The organism is Enterococcus sp. AZ191, assembly GCF_051713845.1.
Lineage (GTDB): Bacteria > Bacillota > Bacilli > Lactobacillales > Enterococcaceae > Enterococcus_B > Enterococcus_B durans.
Genome location: NZ_JBIOQS010000001.1, coordinates 783,840 through 808,257, shown reverse-complemented (window position 1 = coordinate 808,257; position 24,418 = coordinate 783,840). Strand labels below are relative to the sequence as shown.

Here is a 24,418-nt window from a genome sequence, read left to right as displayed (position 1 = left end):
CCTTTTTTAACTATTCTTTAGTTGCGTTGGTTAACCCATAACCAGAAATCGCTTGATTATTGATATCGTAAGTATTACGTTTGACGGTTCCACCGGAGTTTCCTTCGATTGTTTGAATGATATTGCCATCTGAATATTCGACAATCCCGACATGATCTTTCCCTGTCTTCGTCCCTTTCCAATCGAAGAAAATTAAATCTCCTGCTTGTGGTGTATAGTCCTCTTCAGTCGATTTATAGCGCTGATTGTTTTTGTACCAGTTGACCATATCAATCGTATTTCCTACTTTCGGTACTCTTCCTTGATCAATATATCCTGCTTGGTTAGCCACCCATGAAATAAAGATAGAACTCCATTCCACTTCACGGCTAAAACCATACCATTTCCAATATCTAGAACCGTCAGAATTCCCAATTTCATCTTTTGCGATTTTCACCAATTCATCATCATCTTTCATGATATGTTGTGTAATCAAATCGACATAAAACATGTTGCCGTACTTATAACGCCAATTGTAGCCACGTTGTTCTGCGATTGGGTGTTTGTATTCTGTAATTTGTCGATTGCTTTTTTCAGCTGCAAAATCTTTTGCCCAATCAAATGAATAGTCAATATTTTTCGCTGCTAACCATGTTAAAAAACCACCGCCATAATTGTAAGCTTGAACTGCAGCATACTCACTTAAATTCAAACTCTTGGCTTGTTTTAATAATGTTGCTAAATAGCTTGTTCCTACATCGATTGATTCCTCTGGGGTATCGATGGTATTAGGCTCTTTTCCTTGTGATTCACTCGCCTGCATAATATCTGGTGTTTGTTCGTCTAATCCACCCGATTCTTCCCAAATAATAGCTAAAATCAAGTTTTCATAGCCAACGATCTCGTATTTTTCAGCTGCTTTTTTAACTAGTTCACGCCATTTCGTAACATTTGCTGGTGGATTCAATAATTCTCCTGTCAATCCACCACTTCCTGCATGATAGCCCGTATTACTTTCATAATTAAAGGCAAGATCATCAAAGAAAATCGCAGGATAGTTATAATATTTCCGATTGATTGGACGAACTTCCTTCACAGCCATTCTAAATTTCTGATTTGCATAACCGAGTAGTTGTCCTCGTTTAACTTTTTCTCTTGTTTTCACTTGAATATCTTCAATTTCCCAATAACAAACATCTTTATTGATATTCGTCCATAACCATAAGCTATCAGGACCTACCCCACCGATTGAAGCATCGAGCGTTGCATAGACAGGAACTCGACCATTGACAGTGATGGTAATTCCAGTATTGATCGTATTTGTATCTCTGCCACGATACCCAAAATTCCCTGTAACAGTAGCAGTATTTCCTTCACCTAATGGGCTATCCAAGAAAATTTTATTTTCAAAACGATCTAAGTCTTGGATTGGATAATAACGATCTTGCGCATCTTCACTTAATGTATCGGGATTTTCATCTACAAACTGCTGAAGTGTTTTGACATTCACATTCATTGTTGCAATGTTTTGTGTTTCATTGACTTTTTCAACTGTTTCGTCCCCTGTATCTGGATCAATAGTCGTGATAGTTTTTTCCGTTTCTTTTGTTTCTTCTGTCACTTTATAATTAAAGGTATATTCATGAATTTTCTCCATTTCACCTTTAATCGTTGTAGCTCCGAAAATATTGGATGAGCTGGAAATTTTCTTATCAATGTCATATACTTCATATTTCGCATTGAGATAATACAAATATTTATCTCCATCTGAACTATACAAAAACTGTTCTGGATCAGAAGCTGCCCCATTGACAAGGAAATAAACCTTATCCTTTTCTTCTTTTAATTGTTGGTAGCGTTCAAAGATTTCTTTATTTTTAGTTGCATCCAACCATGTTACGTGTTGATAAGCTTGCGTAATTGCCATATCTTCTGTCTTTATCGTAAATAAATCCACAATAAATAGCCACAATGCTAGAACTGCGCAAACAACTGCAATTACCACACTACAAATAGCGACAATAACAATAGAGATTCCTAGAATCGGAATAATCATGATAATAGCCAAAATAATTCCAAAAATATTTAGACTACCGTCATTATCTCGGCCAAATTTATCCAATAATTTTTGTAAAAATACACCTTTAGCTTTTGATTTTTTCGATTTTTTTGAGCTTAATTTTTTATCTAATTTCTTACGTAATTTAATTTTCTTCGACGCATTGACCGTTCGCCCTGTCTTTAGAATCGAGCGTTTCCCTTGTCCTCCTATTTGATCGGCAGATGAACTAGCTGAAGTAGATGAACCAGTCCGGAATAACGACCGTTTGCGACTACCACCATTCAAACTTTCTTTAGCTTTTTTTGTTTCCGTCATCATTCGCTTCTTCTTACGATCAAATCCAGGAGCTACTCCGCCCATTTTCCCAATCGGATTTCCATCATACATGGTCGATTTTTTGATTCCCTGCGCTCTTCTTAATGCTTGTAACCTGCGTCGCCTATTTATTATTTGATTTCTCGCATTAGGTAGTGATGTTTTTGAAAGAGACGACGTGTTTCGACCAATCACATATCTCTTAGGTGTGGTTCCAGCTGTTCGTTGTATCTGATAATCGGAGTGCCGATTTAAGATATAGTTCCTGCGTCTATAATGGGAGGATCGATAACTTCTCGTCCTCTCGCTGTTTCTACTTTCGTATTTCAATGTTTCATCCCTCATTTACCTCCTGATCTTCACCAGGTTTTGTTGACATCATTTTGTATAAATGAGTATGTTTTGGAAATTTATCATAAAATGGCAAGGTTGTGTCACCATAAACGAGAAGTCCTGCTCCTTCGTTGGTATTGATCATAAATTTCTCTTGTTCTTCTGAGATGTCAAATAAACGAATCAACTGCGTTCGGTCTGATTTTGCTTGATTGAGCATCATGACGAAATCACTATTGGAAAGCATCCGTCTTGCTAGATCAGACAGAAGTAAGGTTTCAACGTTCTGTGTGATACCAGTAGGGATTGCTCCCCATTTTCTGGCACGGCTCCATAATTCAAAAAAGTAATTCGCTGCATAATCATTAGTGAATAACAATTGCATCTCATCAATGTATAACCATGTCCGAACACCTTTGCTTCTATTTTCTGTAATTCGGTTCCACACTTGATCTAATACAATAAGCATTCCCATTGTTTTAAGCTGTTTTCCTAAATCTTTGATATCGTAAACAACCAATCGCTTATTGATATCGACATTCGTTTCATTTGAGAAAACAGACAAGCTTCCTTCAATATAAATTTCTAGATCCATTACTAATAACTTAGCTTCTTCTTCTTGTTGCTGTTTTAACAGATCATAAAAGTCTAATAATGTCGGTTGACGTTTGATGCCTTCTTGATAGAACTTTTCATATAAATGGCGACAAACTCGGTCAATCAACGTTTTTTGTGTAGAAGTTAAGCCAATAGTTCCACCAATAATTAAATCAAATAAAGAAATCAAAAACTCAGATTTCATTACAATTGGGTCAACATCATCTCCATAATGTTCATTAATATCTAAAGGATTAATATGCGTCTTTGAATCACTGGAGATTTTAATCACTTCACCCTTAAAATTTTCCGCAATCAATGTGTATTCTCTCTCTGGATCGATGATAATGACTTCATCTTTTTCATCTCGTAATAGCACATTAACGATTTCTCGTTTCACAGAAAAACTTTTACCTGATCCTGGTGTTCCAAGTACAAATCCGTTTGGTGCTTTTAATTGTTTTCGGTCAATTGAAATAATGTTTTTCGTAATCGCATTAACCCCATAGTATTTACCATTTTCCTGAATCAATTCAGACACTGTAAAAGGTAAAAAGATGGCTGTACTTGCTGTTGACAATGTTCGATCAACTGGCATTAGATTATTGCCTATTGGGAGGACAGATTGTAAACTGATTTCTTGCATATAGTCTAGAATAGAGAACTTAAAACCATATCTACGCCCCACTGAAAATACTTCTTCTTTGATTTCTTCAAGCAAACGTTGTTCCTTGGCATTGATATAAATCAATCCTGTAAGTGAAAAAAGCTTTTGCCCTTTATTCTGTAAATCATCTAGTAAGCTTTCCGCTTCTTTTAATGAATAGGTCAACTCATACGGTAACATGTCAAAATCGTACCCATTTTTCAATGCTTTTTTCTGTTCATCAACTTTTTGTTGTTCCATAAATGCTAGCTTTGTACGAACTAAATCAAATGCATCAGACTGTTCCATTGGCTTGATTTGGAAAGAAATCAGTAATTCCCGTGGAATCTCCAATAAATCAAATAAAAATTGATCCGATAATTCTGATGGGTATTGTTCCAAATAAATGACTTGACCCAGTTCTTCATCCAATTGAATCCATTTTTTATTCTTTTTAAAATTGATTGAATCTGGTAATAAGTGTGTTCTATCCTCCATGCTGGATGATTGATATGTTTGATTAAAAATCTTAGCAATTAACTGATTTCTTTCTTCCCCAGTTAAGCAGTGAAGGGAAGAACCAATTTTTTGAGAATAATTTTCAAAGCGATCTAATAACAAATGAAGTTCTTTTTTAGCAATTTCATAACTGCCATGACTTTGAGTAAAGGTAAAAATAATCGATTTCTTGTACCCATTTTTATCTTCTTCCACTTTTTCAGAAACAATTTGATTCATTTCATCACGATAATGGTTAAAAGAATCATCTTTGTGAGGATATAGCACAATGCTTTTCAGTTCATCCGTATGTCTTTTTACTTTACTTAAAGTCAGCTGGACATTTGTTCGTTGATCTAAAGAATTTAAAAAATCACAATAACGAGAAAAGATATTAATCTGACTTTCCTCAGACGAAAGCTGATAATTGATATCGGCAATTTCAACAGATACCGAATATTTCCCTTCTTCTAGAAAACAGATGCCATCTTCATACATTTTTTCGTAAGGTAGAACACTTTCAATTTTCGTCATATCTTTCTTTATCTTTTTTACTGTTGCTTTTTCCCTATGTACTCGTTGCTTGAACATCTTGAGCATAGCTCTCCTCTCCTCTTCCTAAAAGTGACTATTTAATTGGTTGATGTTCTTCCAATTTTTTGAAAGAACATCAATCAATTAAATATGTCATGCCTCTCCAACTTCATTTATTTTATTTGTATCTTCTTTTTTAACTTTTTTCCCAGGATTTAAGTGGTATTTCAAAAAATATTTCATAAATACTTCAAAAGCAAGCCCATGTTTTCTAAACCACCCAAAAGAAACAACAGGAATCGAAAGAATAATCATGAACCAACTTGCAATATCCATACTCATACCTAAAATCTTGATTAATACAACACTTAAAACGATGTTTAACACAATCGCAACACTCACACTTAAAAGTTGTTTCATACTCATGCCAGCGATGATTTTTTCTTTGTATTCTTTGATATCTTTTGGAACTTTTACTTCAATTGCCATAGTTTTACTCCTTTTTATAAATTAAGCTTAGGCAGAAACAAGTGTTTTCGCCCAGCCTTTTGTTTTATTGATGGAGAATAACAAAGCAATCATGTAAATTGTAATACCAAGGATAATTCCCCAGACACCATTACTGTAGTTATTCAAAATCTCCTCAAAGATAAATGGATAAATTACTAATACAAGGCCAATAAAACACGACTGTAATCCGGTAGCTGCAAAGTTTTTGAAAAAGTTCTTTGCCAAAGATGAAAACTCTTGATTTGGCAAAGCACCCATTGGAATTGGCGCCATTGCGCAAAAGATATACAATTCTAAAAATCGTATGTAGATTGTTACTTGAATCAACACTCTGACAACTAACGCAGCCAAAAACATGATACAAAAGACTAGTAAGATTACTAACTGATCCCACCAAGCTAATGACTTAATCACTGCTTCAACACGTGCATATAAATCGTTCAAATGGCTTTGACCAGCACCATTCAAAATACTCCTTGTGAGTGACGAGGTAATAGCAATGATTCCATCCAAAATAACTTGGATTTTTAGAATCACGATATAGCATAAAACAAATTTGATAAATGCCTTGATTATCATTTCAAATCCTAAAGTCGCTGCCCCACCTGCTCCTTCTACTTTCATCGAAATTTTTTGGAATTCCAGTAAGATAAAAATAGCTAATAAGGCATAAGCAACTGGACCAACAACTGTTTTTTGCAAATCAATGACAAACACATAAGCATTGTACAAATATTGTTGTAGATCTAAACTTAAAATATTTCTTAAATCTTCTCCATTCAGATAATACATAATCTGTTTGAAGATATTCATTACTGCTCCGCCCAATTAAGACACTCCCTTATTGTTTAGCGACCTCCTACTAAAGAACCGACATCAAATGATGAACTGAACCATAACGCAGCTACAAGAATTAACATCCCACCGACAACTTGCCAAATCGCTGTTTGTAATTGTGGTCCATTTTTATCTTTCAATGCACCAGCCATCATTACGATTCCCCAGATCAACCATAATCCTCCACCAACTTGTGTAAACTTTGTAATCAAACTAAATACTTGTGATAGTAAATCTGTATTTGACATTAACTTTTACTCCTTTTCTCTGTTTTCAAATAAAATATCAAGTATCATTTACTTTTTATAATTTGATAAAAACAATCCTACCTCCCTTATTAAAAAAAGATATGTATCATTTATACATGATACACACCTCTCTTTTTTTCTCGTTTTTTAAAGATAACTACTGTTTTTATTTTTACAGACAAAATACTTGCATAGAATAGTCTACTAGCGTGACTCTCTTGAAGACATATAGATAGTAGGTGTTGGTATACTACCTATACTTGAAATTGAGCTTAATGAGCTACTTCTAGAGTATCTATCCAAAGTTTCCATTTTGCTTTTACGACCATTATTTTTGAAACGCTGATCTTTAATTGAATACTTTTCCTTTTTATTTGAATAGTTATATTCTCGTCTCTGTTTTCTTTTCTCCATATTTCTATGCATAAAACGAATAAACTTAAATGGAGCAGGAATAATTTTTACAAGAACCAACATGATTACTTTACAAGCTAAGCGAAATAAACAAAATAATCCGGTAATTAAGCAACAAACACTGGACATCATTTCCACCTCTTTTTTAATTTAATGAATGTATTCATATTAGTAGTATTTCTTCTTCATTTTCATTTTGTTTCATTTTTTTCTTTTTTATTTTTTTTTTGTTGTCTCAAGTAATCAAACTAACGCAAATAAAATTCTCTTGACTTAGTAATAGGTGAGCGTCTCCGAATTGCTGATTTTTTCTGAGCTGCTGTATGTTTTTTGATAGAGGCAAGAGTATAAGTATTTTCTGATCTACTTTTCAGTGACGAATACCATCGTGCTCCCTCTACTCGATTCTTCAATAAACTTATTATATACACATCTGGCATCACCAAACTTGGCGTAGCTCGACCAATCATTTCCTCAGTGAACGTTTCATTCAGACGCACATTCAAATGTGGATAATCTACCAAAAACAATAATTTTTTCCTCAACTGTAGTGTTTCAGTTTCTAAACATAACTTGAAATCTCTTGGTATTTGAGAAAGTGTTAATTTTTGTTGATTCATATTGATCAAGTACATGTAATAGTCACTGAGATAAAAATTTTTGTCATAATACGCAAGACATATTTTCTTAAAGTTTTGACTAGAAAACTCATTTTTTACTAGTAGTTTTCGTATATTTTTGAAACGTTTATATAAATTCTCAGTGGTATCATATTCTCCTCTATGTTTGTCAAATGCTGTACGGTTTGCCTTTAACTCACTATGGACATACATTCTCGAAAAAAAAGGGTATTTTATAACAGACTTATCTAGTAATCGAATCAGCCAATTTTTCATTTTCTATTCCTCCATTTCTTTTTATAAATAGAACGAATCAACTTCTTATATAAAAAATCATACGCAAGAACAAAAATCCAAAAAGAAACTTTTTCAAAAAAGTCCAAAAATAAAAAAAGATGTTGCCAACCTAAGCAACATCTTTTCAAAATTCTCATTCAATTATTTATTTTCTAAACACTAAAAATGAATACTTTGTAAAAACTTCTTTGGTGTTCATAAAGATGATGACCATGATAAAGTTTCTACGACTAAAGAAATAAACAATATTTCTAATTACATAGTACAAGTAACCTGTCCCTATGTACACCTTGCTAAACATCAAGGCTTTAGAAGTTAATCACATCATAAAAAATATACGAAAATGACATAAAACTCATCATATATACAAGAATCACAAAAACTAGCATTGGCACTCCAGTAACTTGTTGATAGCCATATTCTTTAATGTTATCTAATCAGATATCTAGAAAATGTTCGTTTTTATCCATTAGGTTTTTCACCTTTCATTAAAGATCCTTTTATCATAAAATAAATTTAATACACACTCACTAGTTTACCTAATTTCTCCGTAAAAAATAATTTGGAAAGAATCAGTCATAAAATCAATTTTTTTATTTACAAAAAGTAGTGAGCAGACTAGCAAATATTGGCTAACGTTCTTGTTGCTGTTGCTGTTTTTGTGACCTGTTTTTCGGTTTTGCTGTCATCTTATGTTTCAATTCTTTACAAAGAGTTCGAAGATTTTTTTTCTTATTTTTTTTATTTTGCTCCTGTTCATGCTCTAGCAAAATTTTTTGTTTTAGCTCCTCTGTTTTTTTATCAATAGTAGATATCCGCTTCATTGCTTCTAAATGACCTGAGCTAGGCAATTTCGTTCGTTTGGGCTTTTGAGGTGTTGGCCGCTTCCGTAAGTTTTCATAAATTGGTTCTTCTCCAATTTTCTTTTGATTTTCTTTCAAATAGTGTGCCTCATTCTTTTCACTATCTCTTCTTTTCCGTTTAAATGCTTCTCTTCTTTTATTAGGTGATTGACCTGATTTTCGTTTCAATTCATTTACTGGCATAAGATATTCTCCTTTTATATAAAAATATTCTTTTGCTTAATTAGTATAGAATACGAAAAAATAAAAATTTTTTTTGAAGCAATTTATTCTAAAATAAAAAAAATGTGAAATGATAAACAATGTAGAAGAATTTTTAAGCGACTACCCGTCGCTCATACCCGTATCTATTTTAGTGATCTATGTACTCTTGTTTGATTATCTTCCTCTGATTCTTGTTCTCATATATATTTTCCAATTGTTTTTTGATTTAATTTGACAGTACTTGCATATTATACTTTATACCAAAAATTTTGCATACGTATATTTCAAATTCTCGTGTTTTTCATGTAATAAGGTTGTGCCTCGTTCCTTTATATAGAGCATAAAGCTGAAATCACAGATTTTTGGGTGTATTCTCACTAATACATGATTAGATATTGCGGAAGCTTTAATGACTATACCATCTTTCAATTCACATAATTTTCTTAACTTTTGATTATCACTTTTCACCGATACTTCAAAATAAAAACTATGTGATACTTAGGGTTGCATCTAGTTCGCACTAAGATTATCGCCAAAGCTACTTTGTATATACATAGAAATGTGCGTATTATCCGTGTTTTGCGAGCAAATCAAACTAAAAACATTAATATAAAAAAAATCGTCACATCAAGGATAGACCTTGATGTGACAGCTTTTCATTTTATGCCAGCTATAGGGATCGAACCTACGACCTACGCGTTACGAGTGCGTTGCTCTACCAACTGAGCTAAGCTGGCGTTTCCATATGAAATTATAAACTGTATTAGATTGAATGTAAAGCCAAAACTGTAAACTTTTACTTATTTCATGTTTTTTTTCATAAAACGTGGTATAATTGATATGAAAGGCAGGTTTTATGAAAATGGCAACTTTTGGAAAATTTGATACAACCATCGTACCATCAGAATTTGGGGAAAAATTTACGATTGATACACATGTGACCTTCACGATTCATGGAAAACCGCAAACTGGAACGATTTCAAAACAACTTAAAAATTCCGCTGTTGTTGAGATTGATGAAACTGACGAAAATGCCAATTTGATGACGCAAAGCAAGGGTGTAGTAATTATCAACTACAAAGAATTGAAGAAGATTTGATACTGACCATCTCTATGCTTTGAGATGGTTTTTTATTATATAAAAAATTACGCAAGACGAAATGAGTATTGAACCTCATCTGGTCTTGCGTATTTTGTTTTGATTTTTTAGGTTAATCCGTGAAAAACCCTTACTTCGTACCGAATAAACGATCACCAGCATCGCCTAATCCTGGTACGATATATCCATGTTCATTTAGTTTTTCATCTAATGCAGCAGTATAGATATCAATATCTGGATGTGCTTCTTGTAAAGCTTTCACACCTTCTGGAGCAGCAACTAAACATACAAATTTGATGTTTGATGCTCCACGTTCTTTTAATGCATCGATCGCCATGATCGCTGAACCACCTGTTGCCAACATTGGATCAACAACAAATAATTGACGTGCATCGATATCTTCCGGTAATTTAACGAAATATTCATGTGGTTCAAGTGTTTCTTCATCACGGTACAATCCGATATGACCTACTTTTGCAGCTGGGATCAATTCTAAGATACCATCAACCATTCCGATACCTGCTCGAAGGATTGGGATGATTGCTACTTTTTTACCAGATAACGTCTTTTGTGTTGATTTTGTGATTGGTGTTTCAATGACAACATCTTCCAACGGCATATCACGTGATACTTCATATGCCATCAACATAGCAATCTCGTCAACAACCTCACGAAAGACTTTTGTCCCGCAATCTTTGTCTCGAATAATAGTTAGTTTGTGTTGGATCAATGGATGGTCGATCACTTGAAATTTGCCCATTTTTCTGGTCTCCTTTGTTCTGTCGTTTCTTTTTAATTGTAAAACAAATTACGTCAATTGACTAGTATAACTCATGAATTTTCTAAAGAAAATAGCCCAAATAAAAAAACAAATCGATCACACAAAAAAAAACAGTAAAAAATAACAAAAAAGTTAACTAACCACTTATCATTTGTTATTTTTACTGTTTCTGATTACTCTAAACATTACAAGATACGCTACACAGAAGATATCATTTTAGTCTTCCTTTAGCCATTGTGTAGATAGAGCCATTGCTGCTCGGGCCGCTTTGGTTTGATCCATTGCATTGACCATCACGAAGTCATGGATGATTCCTTGGAAACGTGCTTGTGTAATGGGAACTCCTGCTGCTCTAAGTTTTCGAGCGTATGCTTCTCCTTCATCTGAACGGCTGTATTCAGGAAATACTACCACTGAATTTGTTCGGACAGCTAACTCCCGAATTAATTTATCGTGGGTCTGAGCGCTGCCAAATACCCAACCTGCACCATGGATATAGAAGATAACTGGTAGCTTATCGACATTTCCTTCTGGTCGCACGAGCCGAACATTGATTTTTCCCCAATCCTTTGTATCTACGATCAGATCTTCAACATCTACTGGTAATTTATCAACTGATGAACCTTGTACTTTTTCTAAAAGCGCACGCCCTTCTTCTGGCGGTAATTCATAAATTCTGGGGTGAGGTGCATTGGCATCGCTAAATTCAACTGCTTCTTTTTCTAATGAAATTCGTTCGGTCATCGTGATTCCCCCTTGTTTTGATAAAGAGCCAAATTACACCTCATATACTAGATAGCTAAGGGGAAAAAGTCAAAAAATCAGTCTGTACTTCGAATTGGCTTCGAAAAAAAGAAGGACGTGACAAAATGCTTGTCCACACCCCTCTTTTTTGAGTAAACATTGTTCCAAAAGCAATTTTTCGCAAAATAAAGCGAAATTCGTAAAATTTGAAAAATAAATTCCGTACGTTTCTTCTTATTTCTTGCGGTACAACACTGCTCATCTTCAATCATATGTTTTATTTATTATATAAAGGATACTTTTCCGTTAATTCACGTACGCCTGCTCGCACTTCATCTAGTTGTGCTTCATTGTCTTTTGCTTGTAGAGCCTTCACGACAAGTTCTGCTACTCTAGTGGCATCTGCTTCTTTAAATCCACGTGTAGTGATTGCTGGTGTGCCGATACGGATACCACTTGTTTTGAACGGACTTAGCGTTTCAAATGGAATTGAATTTTTATTGACAGTGATATTGACACTATCTAAGATACTTTCTGCTTCTTTTCCATTCAATTCCAACCCACGTACATCAATCAAGACTAAGTGATTGTCTGTTGCACCAGATACTACTCGGGTACCGATTGCTTGATTGAACACTTTTGTCATGGCTTTTGCATTAGCAATAATCTGTTCACTATATTCTTTAAACTCAGGCATCAATGCTTCTTTGAATGCCGCTGCTTTACCCGCTATCACATGTTCTAATGGTCCTCCTTGAATCCCTGGGAAGACAGCACTATTGATTTTTTTAGCTAATGCTTCATCATTGGTCAAAATCATTCCACCACGAGGCCCGCGTAACGTCTTATGTGTCGTTGTTGTTGTGATATCTGCATAAGGAATTGGGCTTGGATGCATACCAGTTGCTACTAATCCAGCGATGTGCGCCATGTCGACCATTAATTTTGCACCAACTTCATCCGCGATTTCTCTAAATTTGGCAAAATCGATCGTTCTACCATATGCACTCGCGCCAGCAACGATCAACTTTGGCTGATGTTTTCTTGCTAAAATCCGAACCACATTATAGTCGATGACTTCTGTTGCTGGGTCTACTCCATAGGCAACAAAATGATACGTTTTACCACTAAAATTAACTGGGGACCCATGTGTCAAATGGCCTCCTGCTGAAAGATCCATTCCTAAAATCGTGTTACCAGGTTCTACTAAGGCAAGATATGCCGCCGTATTTGCTTGGGATCCGGAATGAGGTTGAACATTTACAAATTTAGCGTCAAATAATTCTTTTGCACGGTCAATTGCCAAATTTTCAACGATATCAACAAATTCACAGCCACCATAATATCGATGTCCAGGATAACCTTCTGCGTATTTATTCGTCAATATACTTCCTTGAGCTGCCATCACTGCTTCAGAAACAAAATTTTCGGAAGCAATAAGCTCCAGATTATTTTCTTGTCTTTGTTCTTCTTTTGCGATTGCAGCCCATAAATCAGGGTCAAACGTTTTGTAGTCTACCACAAACAACAGCTCCTCTATATTGTGTATCAAACAGATTTTCTAGCAAACAAAAATCAGTTCAACCTGTAAACTCTCATCTTTTTTTCAATTGAGTTTACTTTATTGCATTGTATCATAATAAAAGCTGGGAACAAGATACGTAAGATCATTTTTCAAAATATTTTTGGTTCGCCGATTTTTTGAGGCGATTCATATACGCATTGCCTAGTCCATCTTCAGGAAAAGTTTCCACCAAAATCAGATCAAGTGCCAAGTTTTCCTCATCCAGCCCTCTTAATCCAGCAAATAATCCTTTAGTTGCTGCTTCAACAGAATCATTGAAATACATATATACAGCCGCTACATCAAAGCGAACAACTTCCGCAATCGTTGGTCCTGCAATCACACCAACACGTAATGCCTTTTCTTTTGCCCAGAGGACTGCCTCACGCCAATCCTCTGGACGAACCATCATTACTTGGGTATCTGGAGCGTAATGTTTATACTTCATTCCAGGAGATTTTGGTGTTTCAGAACTTTGTACTAAATGACGATCGATCGTTACGTTCCTGCCAATTACTTCTTCCAATTGTTCTTTAGTCACAGCGCCTGGCCGTAATATCATAGGATCAGCTTCTGGATCACTAAGATCAAGAACAGTGGATTCTACGCCAATTCGAGTAGCACCATCATCGATGATCCCTGTAATCTTTCCTTGTAGATCATGGAAAACATGAGCTGCAGTCGTAGGACTAGGTTTACCAGATGTATTAGCACTCGGACCGACCAGAGGGACTCCAGCCAGCTCAATCGTAGTCAAAGTTTTTTTGTTATCTGGCATGCGAAAAGCTGCTGTGGATAAACCACCAGTCACTATTGCAGGCAGACTATCTTTTTTAATCTCAAAAATCAAAGTAAGTGGCCCAGGCCAAAAATTCTCAACAATTTTTGCTGTAGCTGGATGAAAGTTATCCACATATGTTTTTACCTGTTCAAATGATGACACATGGACGATCAACGGATTGTCTTGTGGACGTCCTTTTACTGAAAACACTTGCTTGACAGCATCTTCTAAAAGAGCACTAGCACCTAGCCCATACACAGTTTCTGTTGGAAATGCCACCAGATCTCCCGACTTCAATGCTTGCGCAGCTTCTTTTAATTGTTCTTCGTTATAATATTTTGTTTCCACAGTCTATCCACACCCCAATTTTAGTAAATACTTGATTTATCCCACTTTATCCACTTCTTATCAACAGATTGTTGATAACTACTTTGTCAATAGTGGATAAACCTGTTGATAAATTAAAAAGTCGGTTACATCCTTGTTAGATCAATGTTTTTTTATAATAAAAAAACAGAAAAAAATATTTTCATCCACAACTAATCTGTTACGAGTATCATCCGTTCATTCCCAAACAAATCTTTTCTGACACGTACCTTTTTATCAGGAAAAAATTCTTCAAAAATTTGTTTTACAGCATCACCTTGCATAAATCCTATCTCCAAAAAAATCTTGCCGTTCACTTTCAGTAAGTCTTTTGCTTCTTTGGCTATTTTTTTATAGATTGCTAATCCTTGGTCTTCTGCAAATAATGCCATTTTTGGTTCATATGTCCGAACACTTTCATCCATCAGATCCCATTCAGTTATACTGATGTATGGCGGATTTGAAATGATGACATCAAATTTTTGCGCACTCACGGGCGCTAGCGTATCCCCATGATAAAAGCAAATATCGACAGACTCTTGGTTCGCATTTTCCTTTGCTACTGCTAATGCTTGCTTTGATAAATCAATAGCTGAGACCTTCCAAGAGGGTCTCTTCGCTTTTAAACTGATTGCTATCGCTCCAGTACCCGTACCGACATCAACAACGTCTAATCTTTCATTAGAAGTCTCGTCTAAACACAGTTGGACTAATTCTTCGGTCTCTGGACGGGGGATCAACGTATCTTTTGTTACTTTCAAACGATGGCCATAAAAATCCCCATATCCCAAAATGTATTGTGGAGGTAAGTTTTTCAAAAGCAGTGCCATATCTTGATCAATCATTTCTTGATCTTTTGTTGATATTGGGTCATTCATATGGATCAACCAATCTGTTTTACTCCATTTTTTTCTTTCAAGAAACAAAAATTGGATAGTGTATCCTTCGATCATTTTGGATTCTAAAAAAGAAGAAGCCCGTGAGAGGACTTCTCGATATGTGGTCTTACCCATTTTGCATCGCTTCCAATTTCGATGTTTGATCGTACATGATAAGTGCATCAACGATTTCATCAAGTTTTCCGGCAAGTATTTGATCGAGTTTTTGGATGGTTAATCCAATACGGTGGTCTGTCACGCGATTCTGTGGGAAATTGTACGTACGGATTCGTTCAGAACGGTCTCCTGTACCTACAGCAGATTTACGATTCGCATCGTATTCACTTTGTGCTTCTTGTTGGATTTTATCGTACACACGTGCACGTAAAATCTTCATTGCTTTTTCTCGGTTTTTCAATTGGGAACGTTCATCTTGCATCGCAACGACGATTCCTGTAGGCAAGTGCGTCAAACGAACAGCTGAAGCTGTCTTATTGACGTGCTGTCCACCAGCTCCAGATGCATGATAAATATCTGTACGGATATCTTTATCTTCGATATCGATTTCGACTTCTTCTGCTTCTGGCATCACAACGACTGTTGCTGTTGACGTGTGGATACGGCCTTGGGATTCTGTTGATGGTACACGTTGTACACGGTGAGCACCACTTTCGTATTTCAATTTAGAATAGACATTATCCCCTGTAATCATCATGATTACTTCTTTATATCCGCCAATACCCGTGATGCTTGCTTCCATGACTTCTGTTTTCCAGCCTTGTGATTCTGCATATTTTTGGTACATATTGAATAGGTCTCCAGCAAATAATGCTGCTTCATCCCCACCTGCGGCTCCACGAATTTCCATGATAATATTTTTATCGTCATTAGGATCTTTAGGAAGTAGTAGAATCTTGATTTTTTCCTCTAATTCTTCCTTTTCCTTTTTCAATTCAGAAAGTTCTTCTTTTGCCATTTCAGCCATATCATCGTCTAATTTTTCACCAAGCAACTCTTCGGTATCTTTGATTCCTTGAACGACTTCCTTGTAGCGACGATAGACTTCAACTGTTTCACGAGTATTTGCTTCTTCTTTTGACAATTGCATAAATCGTTTTGTATCCGTGATCACTTCTGGATCGCTTAGTAATTCACCAAGCTCTTCATAACGGTCTTCAATTGATTGTAATTGATCGTACATGCTTATTCTCCTTCTGTAATAATCGATGGGTGGAAATAATGTTTCCGGCAAACCGGGTAATAGGCTTCGTTGCCACCAATTTGGACTTGGTCCCCTTCATATACAGGTTTCCCATCAATATAATGTAAATTCATAATTGCTTTTTTATGACAAAACCAGCAAATGGTCTTCATCTCTTCGATTTTGTCTGCATAAAGTAATAAATATTTTGATCCTTCAAATAATTCATTTCGAAAATCATTTTTCAAGCCAAACGCCATCACCGGAATGTTTAATTCATCAACAATTTTCGTGAACGCAATAACATGCTCTTTTTTTAAGAATTGCGCCTCGTCAATCAATATACAATACGGTTTGTTTTCCATTTTTAAAATGACATCATAGACATCTGTTTCTTCAAAAATCGGCATTGCTTCTCGTTTTAAGCCGATTCGACTAGAAACAACTCCTATGCCGTCTCTTGTATCGATACCACTTGTCATTAACACAACTGGTTTATTTTGTTCTTCATAATTATGTGCTACTTTTAAAATCTCGATTGTCTTGCCGCTATTCATTGCGCCATACTTAAAAAATAGTTGTGCCATTCCCTCGTTCACCTTCCAGTTTGTTCCTATGGTATTATACTTGATTTTCATCATTTTTTACAGTGAGAATTTCCAATCTTAATTAGATGGGCAGAAAAAGGATGCACGAGCCATAGCTGGATAACATATATTTTAATAGATGACGTTCCATACATGTTATTCACTAACAAAAATGAGACAATCACAGTTAATAGCGATTGCCTCATTTTTCATATCTATTTGTTCAAATGATTTTGATCTCATTTAATGGCCAGTAGCGGAAAACAACTTTTCCTTGAATCATGTCTTTATTGACAAGACCAAACATCCGACTATCTTTAGAAATCAGACGGTTGTCACCCAGAACCAGATACTCTCCTTTAGGCACCGTATAGTCAAAATCACTTGTAAATTTTTGTGCATTTTCTGCTTGCGCTTGAAAAGCTTGATTATAGGAATACTCATCTTGCAGCTTATCATCAGCAAATTCTTTTTTGAATTCATCTAAGTAAGGCTCATCATATTTTTTTCCATTGATCGTCAACTGATCATTTTCCATTTTTACTGTATCTCCTGGTAAGCCGATGATACGCTTCACGATCATCCGATCTTCATCTCCAGGTTCTTTGGTTGTGATGATGTCAAAACGCTCATATTTTGAAATTTTTGATGAAATCAATCGCTGACCATCGTTCAAAGTTGGATCCATTGAATGTCCATTGACAGTGACTGGTGTGAATACGTAAACACGCGCTAATAGAAGGGCTGCTAGTACTAGGATCAGAATACCCCAATTTTTCAAAAATTCTTTCACAAAATACCTCCCGTATTTTTATTTTTTAACCTTTTATTCTTGTTCCACTTTATTTTACCTTTTTTAGAAACTAAAGGAAAGAATAAGTGCACATTCAGTTTACACTTTAAGATGTTTTTTTAAGTGTAGCAAAAGACTGGAACAGCTTTTTTAGTTCCAGCCTTTATCCGTTTTTTATCAGTTACGGGAATGTTTTCTTCGTTGACTCCTACTGTAAATCATTGGTTCTTCTGTTTTCTCTGGTTGTTCTTTCTTGACAATCAGTTTCAAACGATAAGGTTCATGGTATCTTAAACCATCTTTGACAAAATCACCACCGACGATAAATAGTCCCACTGGTTCGATCGTATCTTCGGCAGATGCCACAGTCATTCGACCAACTGGCTCCATCTCAGAATAACTACGCCCAATATTTAAAATGTATTCTTTGTCAGAAACTTTTTTTACATAATAATAGGGATATAACGTATTGCGATCTACTAAAAAGCCATCCATTCTTCCAAGATCATTGACCTTGATTTCACCATTACCGATCAGATAGCGCATGTTCTCGGCTAATTTCAATTGATAGTCTTCATCGTAAGAAACTACAGCTTCCTGTGTATTTACTTTGTCGATCGTTCCATTATTTGCCATTGTATTTTCTTCATCTTGGATATTAAATACTTCATCTGGCAGATACTTCACAAATAATTGCGTAACATCTGCCTTCACGTTTTTATCAAGAAAATAGTAGAAAACATTTAAAATGATAAAATAAACAAGAATCAAAAAGGCGATTCCATATAGGAAAAATTGTAAATAATTTTGATTTTGCCATAGTCCATAAACGATACGCAAAAGATAGAGCGTTGGGATCACACTTAAAATCGTGTAACCGCGATTCAAATATTTCGGACTAATATCTAGATAGCCTAAAAATTTATGCACACTATTGATAATATCTAATAAAAACGTCATTGTGAGTCACCTGCTTGCTGGTTATTCGTCTGTGTCTTTGAGTTTTGAGTCGGCGCAGCATTTTTTGCTGTCGCATCTCCGTTGTTTTGTATAGACGAACTTGGTGTTGTGCTGCTTGGCGTAGTGGTTGTACTTGTATCCGTACTGCTTCCACCGTTAAAATCATCTGTCGCCGTATCCTCTGAGCTGCTATTTTCTTGGTTGTTATCCTCATCTTTACTACTTGAAGGAACAGTAGAATATGTGGTTGTACTTGTTGTGTTCGTCGTATCTTGCGAAACACTTGATAAAGTCGTAGACTCATCACTCGTTTCAGTTGTTTGCGTTGTTGTATCCCCTGTAGTCGAAGCGGACGTTGTCTCCTCTGTCGTAGTAGAACTTGATGGGGCACGATAACTCGAACTATTGACCACACCGGTTGCAGTAGCCACAATTGTTGAAATAGTCAAAACCGCTATTGGTTTCAAAATAGGTGCTACTTTTCGCATCATATCTCATCCTTTGTTTTTATTTATAGCTTTTTCATTTTTCTATCCAGTTTATGTGCCAAATCTTACGTGCCACAGAATAGTCATTATATCTTATATTTACCATAAATTTATTATTTTTTTCTTACGTTTGTTTGAAAGTTTTATTATAGCTTTAGTCAAAAGTGACTGTTGACTCTGCTAGATATGCCTTTGCTTCACGATTCACTTGTTTCAAGTCACATCCTTGTTGTTTCGCGGCAAACACACAGCCACAATAGCATTGACGATAGATATCATACTCTTTGCACATCTGGATGGAACGTTCATATCCCTTATTTTTCTTAAAATCGCTGGGAAGATAACGGGTACCGTAGATTTTTTGGATATCCATGCCGATTTGATTGATCAATGCTGCATTCTTTTTAGGAGAAATCGTTAGCGCACTCCCAAAATAGTCATAGCCAAGTTCTTGGGCTTTTTGCGCCACTAGATCGAGGCGCATATTGAAACAAGCGCTACATCTTAATCCGCCTTCTCTTTCATCTGCTAACTTATTTTCTAAAACCATTTTATTAAAGATAATCGGTTGGTAGTCATCAACGATCAACTCTACATGGTTATTCGTTTGCTCATTAAATGCATCGACAAAACGCTTTTGCTCGTGGAGTCGTCTTAAATACTCACTTTTAGGTTGGATATTCGAATTTGAGAAAAATAAAGTGACCTCCGCATGCTGACACATAAATTCTAATGTATGTGTACTACAAGGCGCACAACAAGTGTGAATCAATAATTTAGGTTTCGTTCCTTCTTTCTCCCATTGCTGAATCATTTTTTTCAAAACCGTATCATAATTTATCTTTTGGTTTTTCATTTTTTCAACAATCAACTCTGCATCAATCATAGTCCAAATCCCCACTCTACTCAAATAACTATTATTATAGGCTATTTATTCTTAAATCGAAAGATAACGTCGTATTTGTTTAGAATTTCTTTGAGTATTTTTTTCAACCTCGGTATACTAGAAGAAATAATCTATAAAGGAGGATCGCATCTTGCAATTGAACCTTTTCTATCGAAAATTAAAACGGCGAAGTCAGCGTTATGCTACAACCCATTTTTCATCTATCCAGATCATTGTTTTTTATTATGTATTGATGACGATTGTTTCTTTAGGGCTATTCTATATTCCTATTTTTCGTCAACCGGATAGTCATGTTCCATTTGTTGATATGTTGTTCATGGCTATCAGTACAGTTAGTGTTACTGGACTGACGACTTTTGATATCAGCTCCGTCTTTAATGATAATGGCGTCATTTTACTTGAAGTATTATTTCAAGTCGGTGGTTTGGGTATCATGATGATCTCTACTGCGTTCATCATCTTTTCTAAACGGAGAATTACTTTGAGACAAAGACAATTGATCATGACAGACATGAATCAACCACGTTTATCAGGAATCGTTCGTCTGATTCGGATCACATTTACGATCTTACTGTGGTTCCAAATCATTTTTGGTACATTCTTCTCGATTTATTTCTATTATCGAGGCTATTTTGACCATTGGCAGGACGCCATTTTTTATGGATTCTATCAATCCATATCTGCAGTAACTAACTCTGGTTTCGATGTGACAGGCCAGTCTATCAAACCCTTTGCACATGATTATCTTTTCTTGATCCTTATCATGTTTTTGATTTTTATCGGAGGGATCGGCTTCCCTGTCTTGATGGAATTTCGTGAATGGTTGCTTTACAAACGATCGAAAGCCAAGCTACCATTTCGTTTTTCCCTTTTTACAAAGTTAGCCGTACTAGCCTTTGTCATCTTGTTCATTGGAGGAACCATCTTGATCTATCTTCTTGAGAAAGATCATCTATTCCAAGATGCTAGTTTAAGTGTCCAGTGGATCAATTCGATGTTTTATTCTATGACCACAAGAAATGCTGGTCTGCAGATCCATGATTTAGGAAATTTCCAAATCACTACATTGATTATTTTCTCCTTACTCATGTTTATCGGTTGTAGCCCTAGTTCAGTTGGTGGTGGTATCCGTACAACAACTGTTGCGATCATTGGCCTTTATCTTTATTCGTTCCTTAAAAGTGAAGATAACATCAATATATTCGGTCGAAAAATCGACGAAGATGATGTGCGAAAATCTGTTGTTGTCTTCATGTTATCTTTAGGAATGTGCTTTTTTTGTATCGTTTTCTTATCCGCAACTGAAAATCAGACCTTAATTTCAATCATCGTTGAAGTCACTTCTGCTTTTGGAACCACTGGTCTTTCTTTAGGCATCACTGGAGACTTATCGATTGTTGGTAAAATTACGATTGCGGCCCTGATGTTCATCGGCCGCATCGGCATGCTTTATACGCTGATGCTCTTTGTCCCTAAAGAAACACGAGATTTAGGTTACGAATACCCAACTGAAAAAATCATTATCGGTTGATCTCTTCACTCTGTTCGAATAAGTAGCGTGGAATGTGGGACAAATCTAACAATCAGGTTTGCTACAGACTCTCGAATAAACGTCGTCCAAAAGTCAGGTTTTTCGGAAATTTCAAAAAAACGAGTGTGGGACAAAAGTAAGAAACACTTTTGTCTCATTCTTTAAAAACGAATAAACGGTGGGAGCAGAAGCAACTCCGAGAAATAAGCCGAAATCCACAAAATTTGAAAAGCAATTTTCGTTGATTTCTTCTTATTTCTCGGAATTAAATACTTCTGTCACAACCTTTTTTTATCCAATTTCTCAAACCTAAACGACTTTTGTCTCTACCTCTTCTAAATACGAAAAAACAATGGATCAAAAACAACTCCTTCAGAAGTAAGTCAAAATCTGCAAAAATTTGAAATACAAATTCCGTGATCTCTCATTTTTCGGAGTGAAACATGGCATGACCGCGTTTCTTTTTCGTTTTTCTTCCTTGGTATCGTAATCATTTCTTAAAAAAAAGAAAAGCAATTTAACCTTTTTTTGAACATATGGTATTATTAGTTGAATTTACTCGTCGCTAAGACGTTTTTGGAGGTTACATAATGGGAATACGCAGCCAATTTGCGATTGCTGTCGGAAAGACATCACAATGGGCATTAAAAACCTTCTTAAAAGGAGGTTCAAGTTTACCTGGTCAACTTGCACTTAAGATCGATCCACATCTTTTAGATACCTTAGCTAAGGATTATCAAGTAGTCGTAGTAACCGGTACAAACGGAAAAACACTCACTACAGCCTTAACTGTAAATATATTACGTCAGCAATACGACGAAGTTTTAACGAATCCGACAGGAGCTAACATGGTCCAAGGAATCGTCTCCACCTTTTTACAAGCAAAACAAAAAAAAGGACAAAAGAAATTCGCTGTACTGGAAATCGACGAAGCTAGTTTAAGTAAAGTGACAGAGTATATCAAACCAGAATTATTCTTATTTACGAATATCTTCCGTGATCAAATGGATCGTTATGGGGAAATCTATACGACATATAAAATGATCGTTGATGGTGCGGCAAAGTCTCCAGAAGCTACGATCATCAGCAATGGTGACTCACCGATCTTCAATTCTGTTGACACAGTTAACCCACGCAAGTATTACGGATTTGATCATGAGGAAGACCGTGAACAACTGGCTCACTACAATACAGATGGTGTTTTGTGTCCGAATTGCCATCATCTCTTACATTATAAAATGATCACTTATGCTAATTTGGGGAAATACTACTGTCCAAACTGCGATTTTAAGCGACCTGAATTAGATTATCGCTTGACTGACATGGTAAGAATGGATAATGTATCTGCTGATTTCGTCATCGATGACCATGAATACAGTATCGAAGTCGGCGGAATGTACAATGTCTACAATGCATTAGCAGCTACCGCTGTTGCAGAATATTACGGCGTTACTCCTGAAAAGATCAAGCAAGGACTTGGCTATGATGAAAAAGTCTTTGGGCGACAAGAAATCATCGATATCGCAGGGAAAAAATGCACCTTGGTCCTTGTAAAAAATCCTGTCGGGATCAATCAGGTGATCGACATGATCGGTTTGGCACCTTATCCGTTCTCACTTGTTGCATTATTAAATGCTAATTATGCAGACGGAATCGACGTTAGTTGGATTTGGGATGGGAACTTCGAAGATTTTGCAACTATGGATATCCCTGCTGTCGTTTCAGGTGGTGACCGTCATACGGATATGACATTACGTCTAAAAGTTGCGGGTGTACCAGAGGAAAAAATCACGGAAACGAAAGAAATTGCGGAAACGATTGAAGCAATCAAAAAACTACCGACTGACCATGTTTATATTTTAGCTACTTATACAGCTGTCTTACAGTTGCGTAAAGAACTAGCAAATCAAGGATTTATTAAAGGGGGGATGAATCGTGGCTAATTATGAATTGACTATTGCTCATCTTTATGGAAATCTAATGAATACTTATGGTGATAACGGAAATATATTGATGCTCAAATATGTAGCAAAGAAGTTAGGGATTACCTGTCATACTGAAATCGTCAGCATCCATGAACCTTTTGATCCTGATAAGTACGATTTAGTCTTCTTTGGCGGAGGACAAGATTTTGAACAATTGATCATCTCAAAAGATATCCAAGAGAAGAAAGAAGCATTGACAAACTATATCGAGAACAATGGCGTAATGTTGGCTATTTGCGGTGGCTATCAGCTTTTAGGCCATTACTATATGGGCGCAAATGGCGAAAAGATCCAAGGAATCAGTGCGCTGGATCACTACACACTAAGTCAAGAGAACAATCGTTTTATCGGGGACATCGTGATCCATAATGAAGAATTCGATGAAACGTATTATGGTTTCGAAAATCACAATGGGCGAACTTTTTTAGGTGAGGGTGAACGTCCCTTAGGTAAAGTCGTTCAAGGCCAAGGGAATAACGGAGAAGATAAATCCGAAGGTGTGATCTATAAGAATGTCTACGGTTCTTATTTCCATGGTCCGATCCTTGCTAGAAATGAACATCTGGCAGAACGTTTGATTCGCTTATCCTTGGAACAACGATATGGAAAAAATTTAGATTTACCAACTTTGCAAGAAGCACTTGCATAACAAATAGGAGACAGAGAATCGATTCTGACACACGAGCGTGGGACAAAAGTAAGAAACACTTTTGTCCCATTCTTTAAAAACGAATAAACGGTGGAGCAGAATCAACTCCTTCGGCTTATTTCTCGAAGTTAAACACTTCTGTCCCAG

The 24,418-nt window shown here is 35.9% G+C and carries 23 protein-coding genes and 1 tRNA gene; 4 read left to right on the top strand and 20 right to left on the bottom strand.

The features are described from left to right. Positions 1-10 precede the first annotated feature (10 nt). From IGI47_RS03885 to IGI47_RS03845, 9 genes are all read right to left on the bottom strand, one after another. Positions 11-2,701 (bottom strand): lysozyme family protein, encoded by a 2,691-nt coding sequence (locus IGI47_RS03885; protein ID WP_438783384.1) that lies wholly within the window; start codon positions 2,699-2,701, stop codon positions 11-13. Beyond that, positions 2,691-5,030: a VirB4-like conjugal transfer ATPase, CD1110 family gene (locus IGI47_RS03880; RefSeq protein WP_438783382.1), complete on the bottom strand. Its 2,340-nt coding sequence runs from the start codon at positions 5,028-5,030 to the stop codon at positions 2,691-2,693. Before IGI47_RS03880 ends, IGI47_RS03885 begins: the two co-directional genes overlap by 11 nt. 87 nt (positions 5,031-5,117) lie before the next feature. Continuing rightward, on the bottom strand, positions 5,118-5,453 hold the full coding sequence (locus tag IGI47_RS03875; RefSeq protein ID WP_438783381.1) for a PrgI family protein: 336 nt from the start codon (positions 5,451-5,453) through the stop codon (positions 5,118-5,120). A gap of 27 nt (positions 5,454-5,480) precedes the next feature. Beyond that, a complete protein-coding gene (locus IGI47_RS03870; protein ID WP_077151635.1) occupies positions 5,481-6,287 on the bottom strand; it encodes a hypothetical protein in 807 nt (268 codons plus the stop codon). Between the two features lie 35 nt (positions 6,288-6,322). Continuing rightward, positions 6,323-6,559, bottom strand: coding sequence for a hypothetical protein (locus IGI47_RS03865; RefSeq protein WP_077151619.1), 237 nt, complete (start codon positions 6,557-6,559; stop codon positions 6,323-6,325). A 204-nt stretch (positions 6,560-6,763) separates the two neighbouring features. Then, complete coding sequence (locus IGI47_RS03860) at positions 6,764-7,102, bottom strand: hypothetical protein (protein ID WP_438783380.1); 339 nt, start codon at positions 7,100-7,102, stop codon at positions 6,764-6,766. A gap of 119 nt (positions 7,103-7,221) precedes the next feature. Beyond that, positions 7,222-7,869, bottom strand: a complete 648-nt coding sequence (locus tag IGI47_RS03855) for a hypothetical protein (protein WP_438783378.1) — start codon at positions 7,867-7,869, stop codon at positions 7,222-7,224. Positions 7,870-8,522: 653 nt separating this feature from the next. Next, positions 8,523-8,936: a hypothetical protein gene (locus tag IGI47_RS03850; protein ID WP_438783377.1), complete on the bottom strand. Its 414-nt coding sequence runs from the start codon at positions 8,934-8,936 to the stop codon at positions 8,523-8,525. A gap of 685 nt (positions 8,937-9,621) precedes the next feature. After that, positions 9,622-9,694 (bottom strand) — tRNA-Thr (locus IGI47_RS03845). 119 nt (positions 9,695-9,813) lie between these two features. Between IGI47_RS03845 and IGI47_RS03840 the strand changes: the two genes are divergently transcribed. Continuing rightward, entirely contained in the window at positions 9,814-10,056 is a 243-nt protein-coding gene (locus IGI47_RS03840; RefSeq protein WP_005879241.1) for a hypothetical protein, read from the top strand. A gap of 130 nt (positions 10,057-10,186) precedes the next feature. Here the strand turns inward: IGI47_RS03840 and upp are convergent, their stop codons facing one another. The 11 genes from upp to IGI47_RS03785 form a co-directional block, all read right to left on the bottom strand. Beyond that, complete coding sequence (gene upp, locus IGI47_RS03835) at positions 10,187-10,816, bottom strand: uracil phosphoribosyltransferase (protein ID WP_005879244.1); 630 nt, start codon at positions 10,814-10,816, stop codon at positions 10,187-10,189. A 237-nt stretch (positions 10,817-11,053) separates the two neighbouring features. Further along, the gene (locus tag IGI47_RS03830) at positions 11,054-11,581 is read right to left on the bottom strand and encodes an alpha/beta hydrolase (protein WP_438783375.1); all 528 of its coding nucleotides are present in this window, start codon (positions 11,579-11,581) and stop codon (positions 11,054-11,056) included. A 277-nt stretch (positions 11,582-11,858) separates the two neighbouring features. Continuing rightward, on the bottom strand, positions 11,859-13,103 hold the full coding sequence (gene glyA / locus IGI47_RS03825; RefSeq protein WP_438783374.1) for a serine hydroxymethyltransferase: 1,245 nt from the start codon (positions 13,101-13,103) through the stop codon (positions 11,859-11,861). Positions 13,104-13,248: 145 nt separating this feature from the next. After that, on the bottom strand, positions 13,249-14,274 hold the full coding sequence (locus IGI47_RS03820) for an L-threonylcarbamoyladenylate synthase (protein ID WP_438783373.1): 1,026 nt from the start codon (positions 14,272-14,274) through the stop codon (positions 13,249-13,251). Between the two features lie 191 nt (positions 14,275-14,465). Beyond that, positions 14,466-15,305 (bottom strand): peptide chain release factor N(5)-glutamine methyltransferase, encoded by an 840-nt coding sequence (prmC, locus tag IGI47_RS03815; RefSeq protein WP_438783372.1) that lies wholly within the window; start codon positions 15,303-15,305, stop codon positions 14,466-14,468. After that, positions 15,298-16,371 carry a peptide chain release factor 1 gene (prfA, locus tag IGI47_RS03810; protein ID WP_005879255.1) on the bottom strand — a complete coding sequence of 358 codons (1,074 nt, stop codon included), beginning with the start codon at positions 16,369-16,371 and terminating at the stop codon, positions 15,298-15,300. The genes prmC and prfA overlap by 8 nt, the downstream gene beginning before the upstream one ends. A gap of 2 nt (positions 16,372-16,373) precedes the next feature. Beyond that, positions 16,374-16,958 carry a thymidine kinase gene (locus IGI47_RS03805; protein WP_438783371.1) on the bottom strand — a complete coding sequence of 195 codons (585 nt, stop codon included), beginning with the start codon at positions 16,956-16,958 and terminating at the stop codon, positions 16,374-16,376. A gap of 223 nt (positions 16,959-17,181) precedes the next feature. Continuing rightward, positions 17,182-17,751: a signal peptidase I gene (gene lepB, locus IGI47_RS03800; protein WP_438783370.1), complete on the bottom strand. Its 570-nt coding sequence runs from the start codon at positions 17,749-17,751 to the stop codon at positions 17,182-17,184. A gap of 177 nt (positions 17,752-17,928) precedes the next feature. Continuing rightward, complete coding sequence (locus tag IGI47_RS03795) at positions 17,929-18,711, bottom strand: DUF6681 family protein (RefSeq protein WP_146895892.1); 783 nt, start codon at positions 18,709-18,711, stop codon at positions 17,929-17,931. Beyond that, on the bottom strand, positions 18,708-19,199 hold the full coding sequence (locus IGI47_RS03790; RefSeq protein ID WP_311930308.1) for a hypothetical protein: 492 nt from the start codon (positions 19,197-19,199) through the stop codon (positions 18,708-18,710). The genes IGI47_RS03795 and IGI47_RS03790 overlap by 4 nt, the downstream gene beginning before the upstream one ends. 154 nt (positions 19,200-19,353) lie before the next feature. Beyond that, on the bottom strand, positions 19,354-20,085 hold the full coding sequence (locus IGI47_RS03785) for an epoxyqueuosine reductase QueH (protein WP_311930307.1): 732 nt from the start codon (positions 20,083-20,085) through the stop codon (positions 19,354-19,356). 157 nt (positions 20,086-20,242) lie between these two features. Here IGI47_RS03785 and IGI47_RS03780 point away from each other — a divergent pair, with 157 nt between their 5' ends. From IGI47_RS03780 to IGI47_RS03770, 3 genes are all read left to right on the top strand, one after another. After that, positions 20,243-21,637 carry a TrkH family potassium uptake protein gene (locus tag IGI47_RS03780; protein ID WP_376716944.1) on the top strand — a complete coding sequence of 465 codons (1,395 nt, stop codon included), beginning with the start codon at positions 20,243-20,245 and terminating at the stop codon, positions 21,635-21,637. Positions 21,638-22,227: 590 nt separating this feature from the next. After that, on the top strand, positions 22,228-23,580 hold the full coding sequence (locus IGI47_RS03775; RefSeq protein WP_005879268.1) for a Mur ligase family protein: 1,353 nt from the start codon (positions 22,228-22,230) through the stop codon (positions 23,578-23,580). Then, a complete protein-coding gene (locus tag IGI47_RS03770; RefSeq protein ID WP_311930305.1) occupies positions 23,573-24,271 on the top strand; it encodes a type 1 glutamine amidotransferase in 699 nt (232 codons plus the stop codon). Before IGI47_RS03775 ends, IGI47_RS03770 begins: the two co-directional genes overlap by 8 nt. Positions 24,272-24,418: the final 147 nt, after the last annotated feature.

Coding starts and splice junctions, on each gene's coding strand:
- IGI47_RS03870 (WP_077151635.1), bottom strand. CDS start 6,287: ATGAATATCTTCAAACAGATTATGTATTATCTGAATGGAGAAGATTTA.
- IGI47_RS03830 (WP_438783375.1), bottom strand. CDS start 11,581: ATGACCGAACGAATTTCATTAGAAAAAGAAGCAGTTGAATTTAGCGAT.
- IGI47_RS03865 (WP_077151619.1), bottom strand. CDS start 6,559: ATGTCAAATACAGATTTACTATCACAAGTATTTAGTTTGATTACAAAG.
- prfA (WP_005879255.1), bottom strand. CDS start 16,371: ATGTACGATCAATTACAATCAATTGAAGACCGTTATGAAGAGCTTGGT.
- IGI47_RS03885 (WP_438783384.1), bottom strand. CDS start 2,701: ATGAGGGATGAAACATTGAAATACGAAAGTAGAAACAGCGAGAGGACG.
- IGI47_RS03860 (WP_438783380.1), bottom strand. CDS start 7,102: ATGTCCAGTGTTTGTTGCTTAATTACCGGATTATTTTGTTTATTTCGC.
- IGI47_RS03875 (WP_438783381.1), bottom strand. CDS start 5,453: ATGGCAATTGAAGTAAAAGTTCCAAAAGATATCAAAGAATACAAAGAA.
- IGI47_RS03855 (WP_438783378.1), bottom strand. CDS start 7,869: ATGAAAAATTGGCTGATTCGATTACTAGATAAGTCTGTTATAAAATAC.
- upp (WP_005879244.1), bottom strand. CDS start 10,816: ATGGGCAAATTTCAAGTGATCGACCATCCATTGATCCAACACAAACTA.
- IGI47_RS03790 (WP_311930308.1), bottom strand. CDS start 19,199: ATGCGAAAAGTAGCACCTATTTTGAAACCAATAGCGGTTTTGACTATT.
- prmC (WP_438783372.1), bottom strand. CDS start 15,305: ATGGGTAAGACCACATATCGAGAAGTCCTCTCACGGGCTTCTTCTTTT.
- IGI47_RS03805 (WP_438783371.1), bottom strand. CDS start 16,958: ATGGCACAACTATTTTTTAAGTATGGCGCAATGAATAGCGGCAAGACA.
- IGI47_RS03840 (WP_005879241.1), top strand. CDS start 9,814: ATGAAAATGGCAACTTTTGGAAAATTTGATACAACCATCGTACCATCA.
- IGI47_RS03880 (WP_438783382.1), bottom strand. CDS start 5,030: ATGCTCAAGATGTTCAAGCAACGAGTACATAGGGAAAAAGCAACAGTA.
- IGI47_RS03850 (WP_438783377.1), bottom strand. CDS start 8,936: ATGCCAGTAAATGAATTGAAACGAAAATCAGGTCAATCACCTAATAAA.
- IGI47_RS03775 (WP_005879268.1), top strand. CDS start 22,228: ATGGGAATACGCAGCCAATTTGCGATTGCTGTCGGAAAGACATCACAA.
- IGI47_RS03785 (WP_311930307.1), bottom strand. CDS start 20,085: ATGATTGATGCAGAGTTGATTGTTGAAAAAATGAAAAACCAAAAGATA.
- IGI47_RS03795 (WP_146895892.1), bottom strand. CDS start 18,711: ATGACGTTTTTATTAGATATTATCAATAGTGTGCATAAATTTTTAGGC.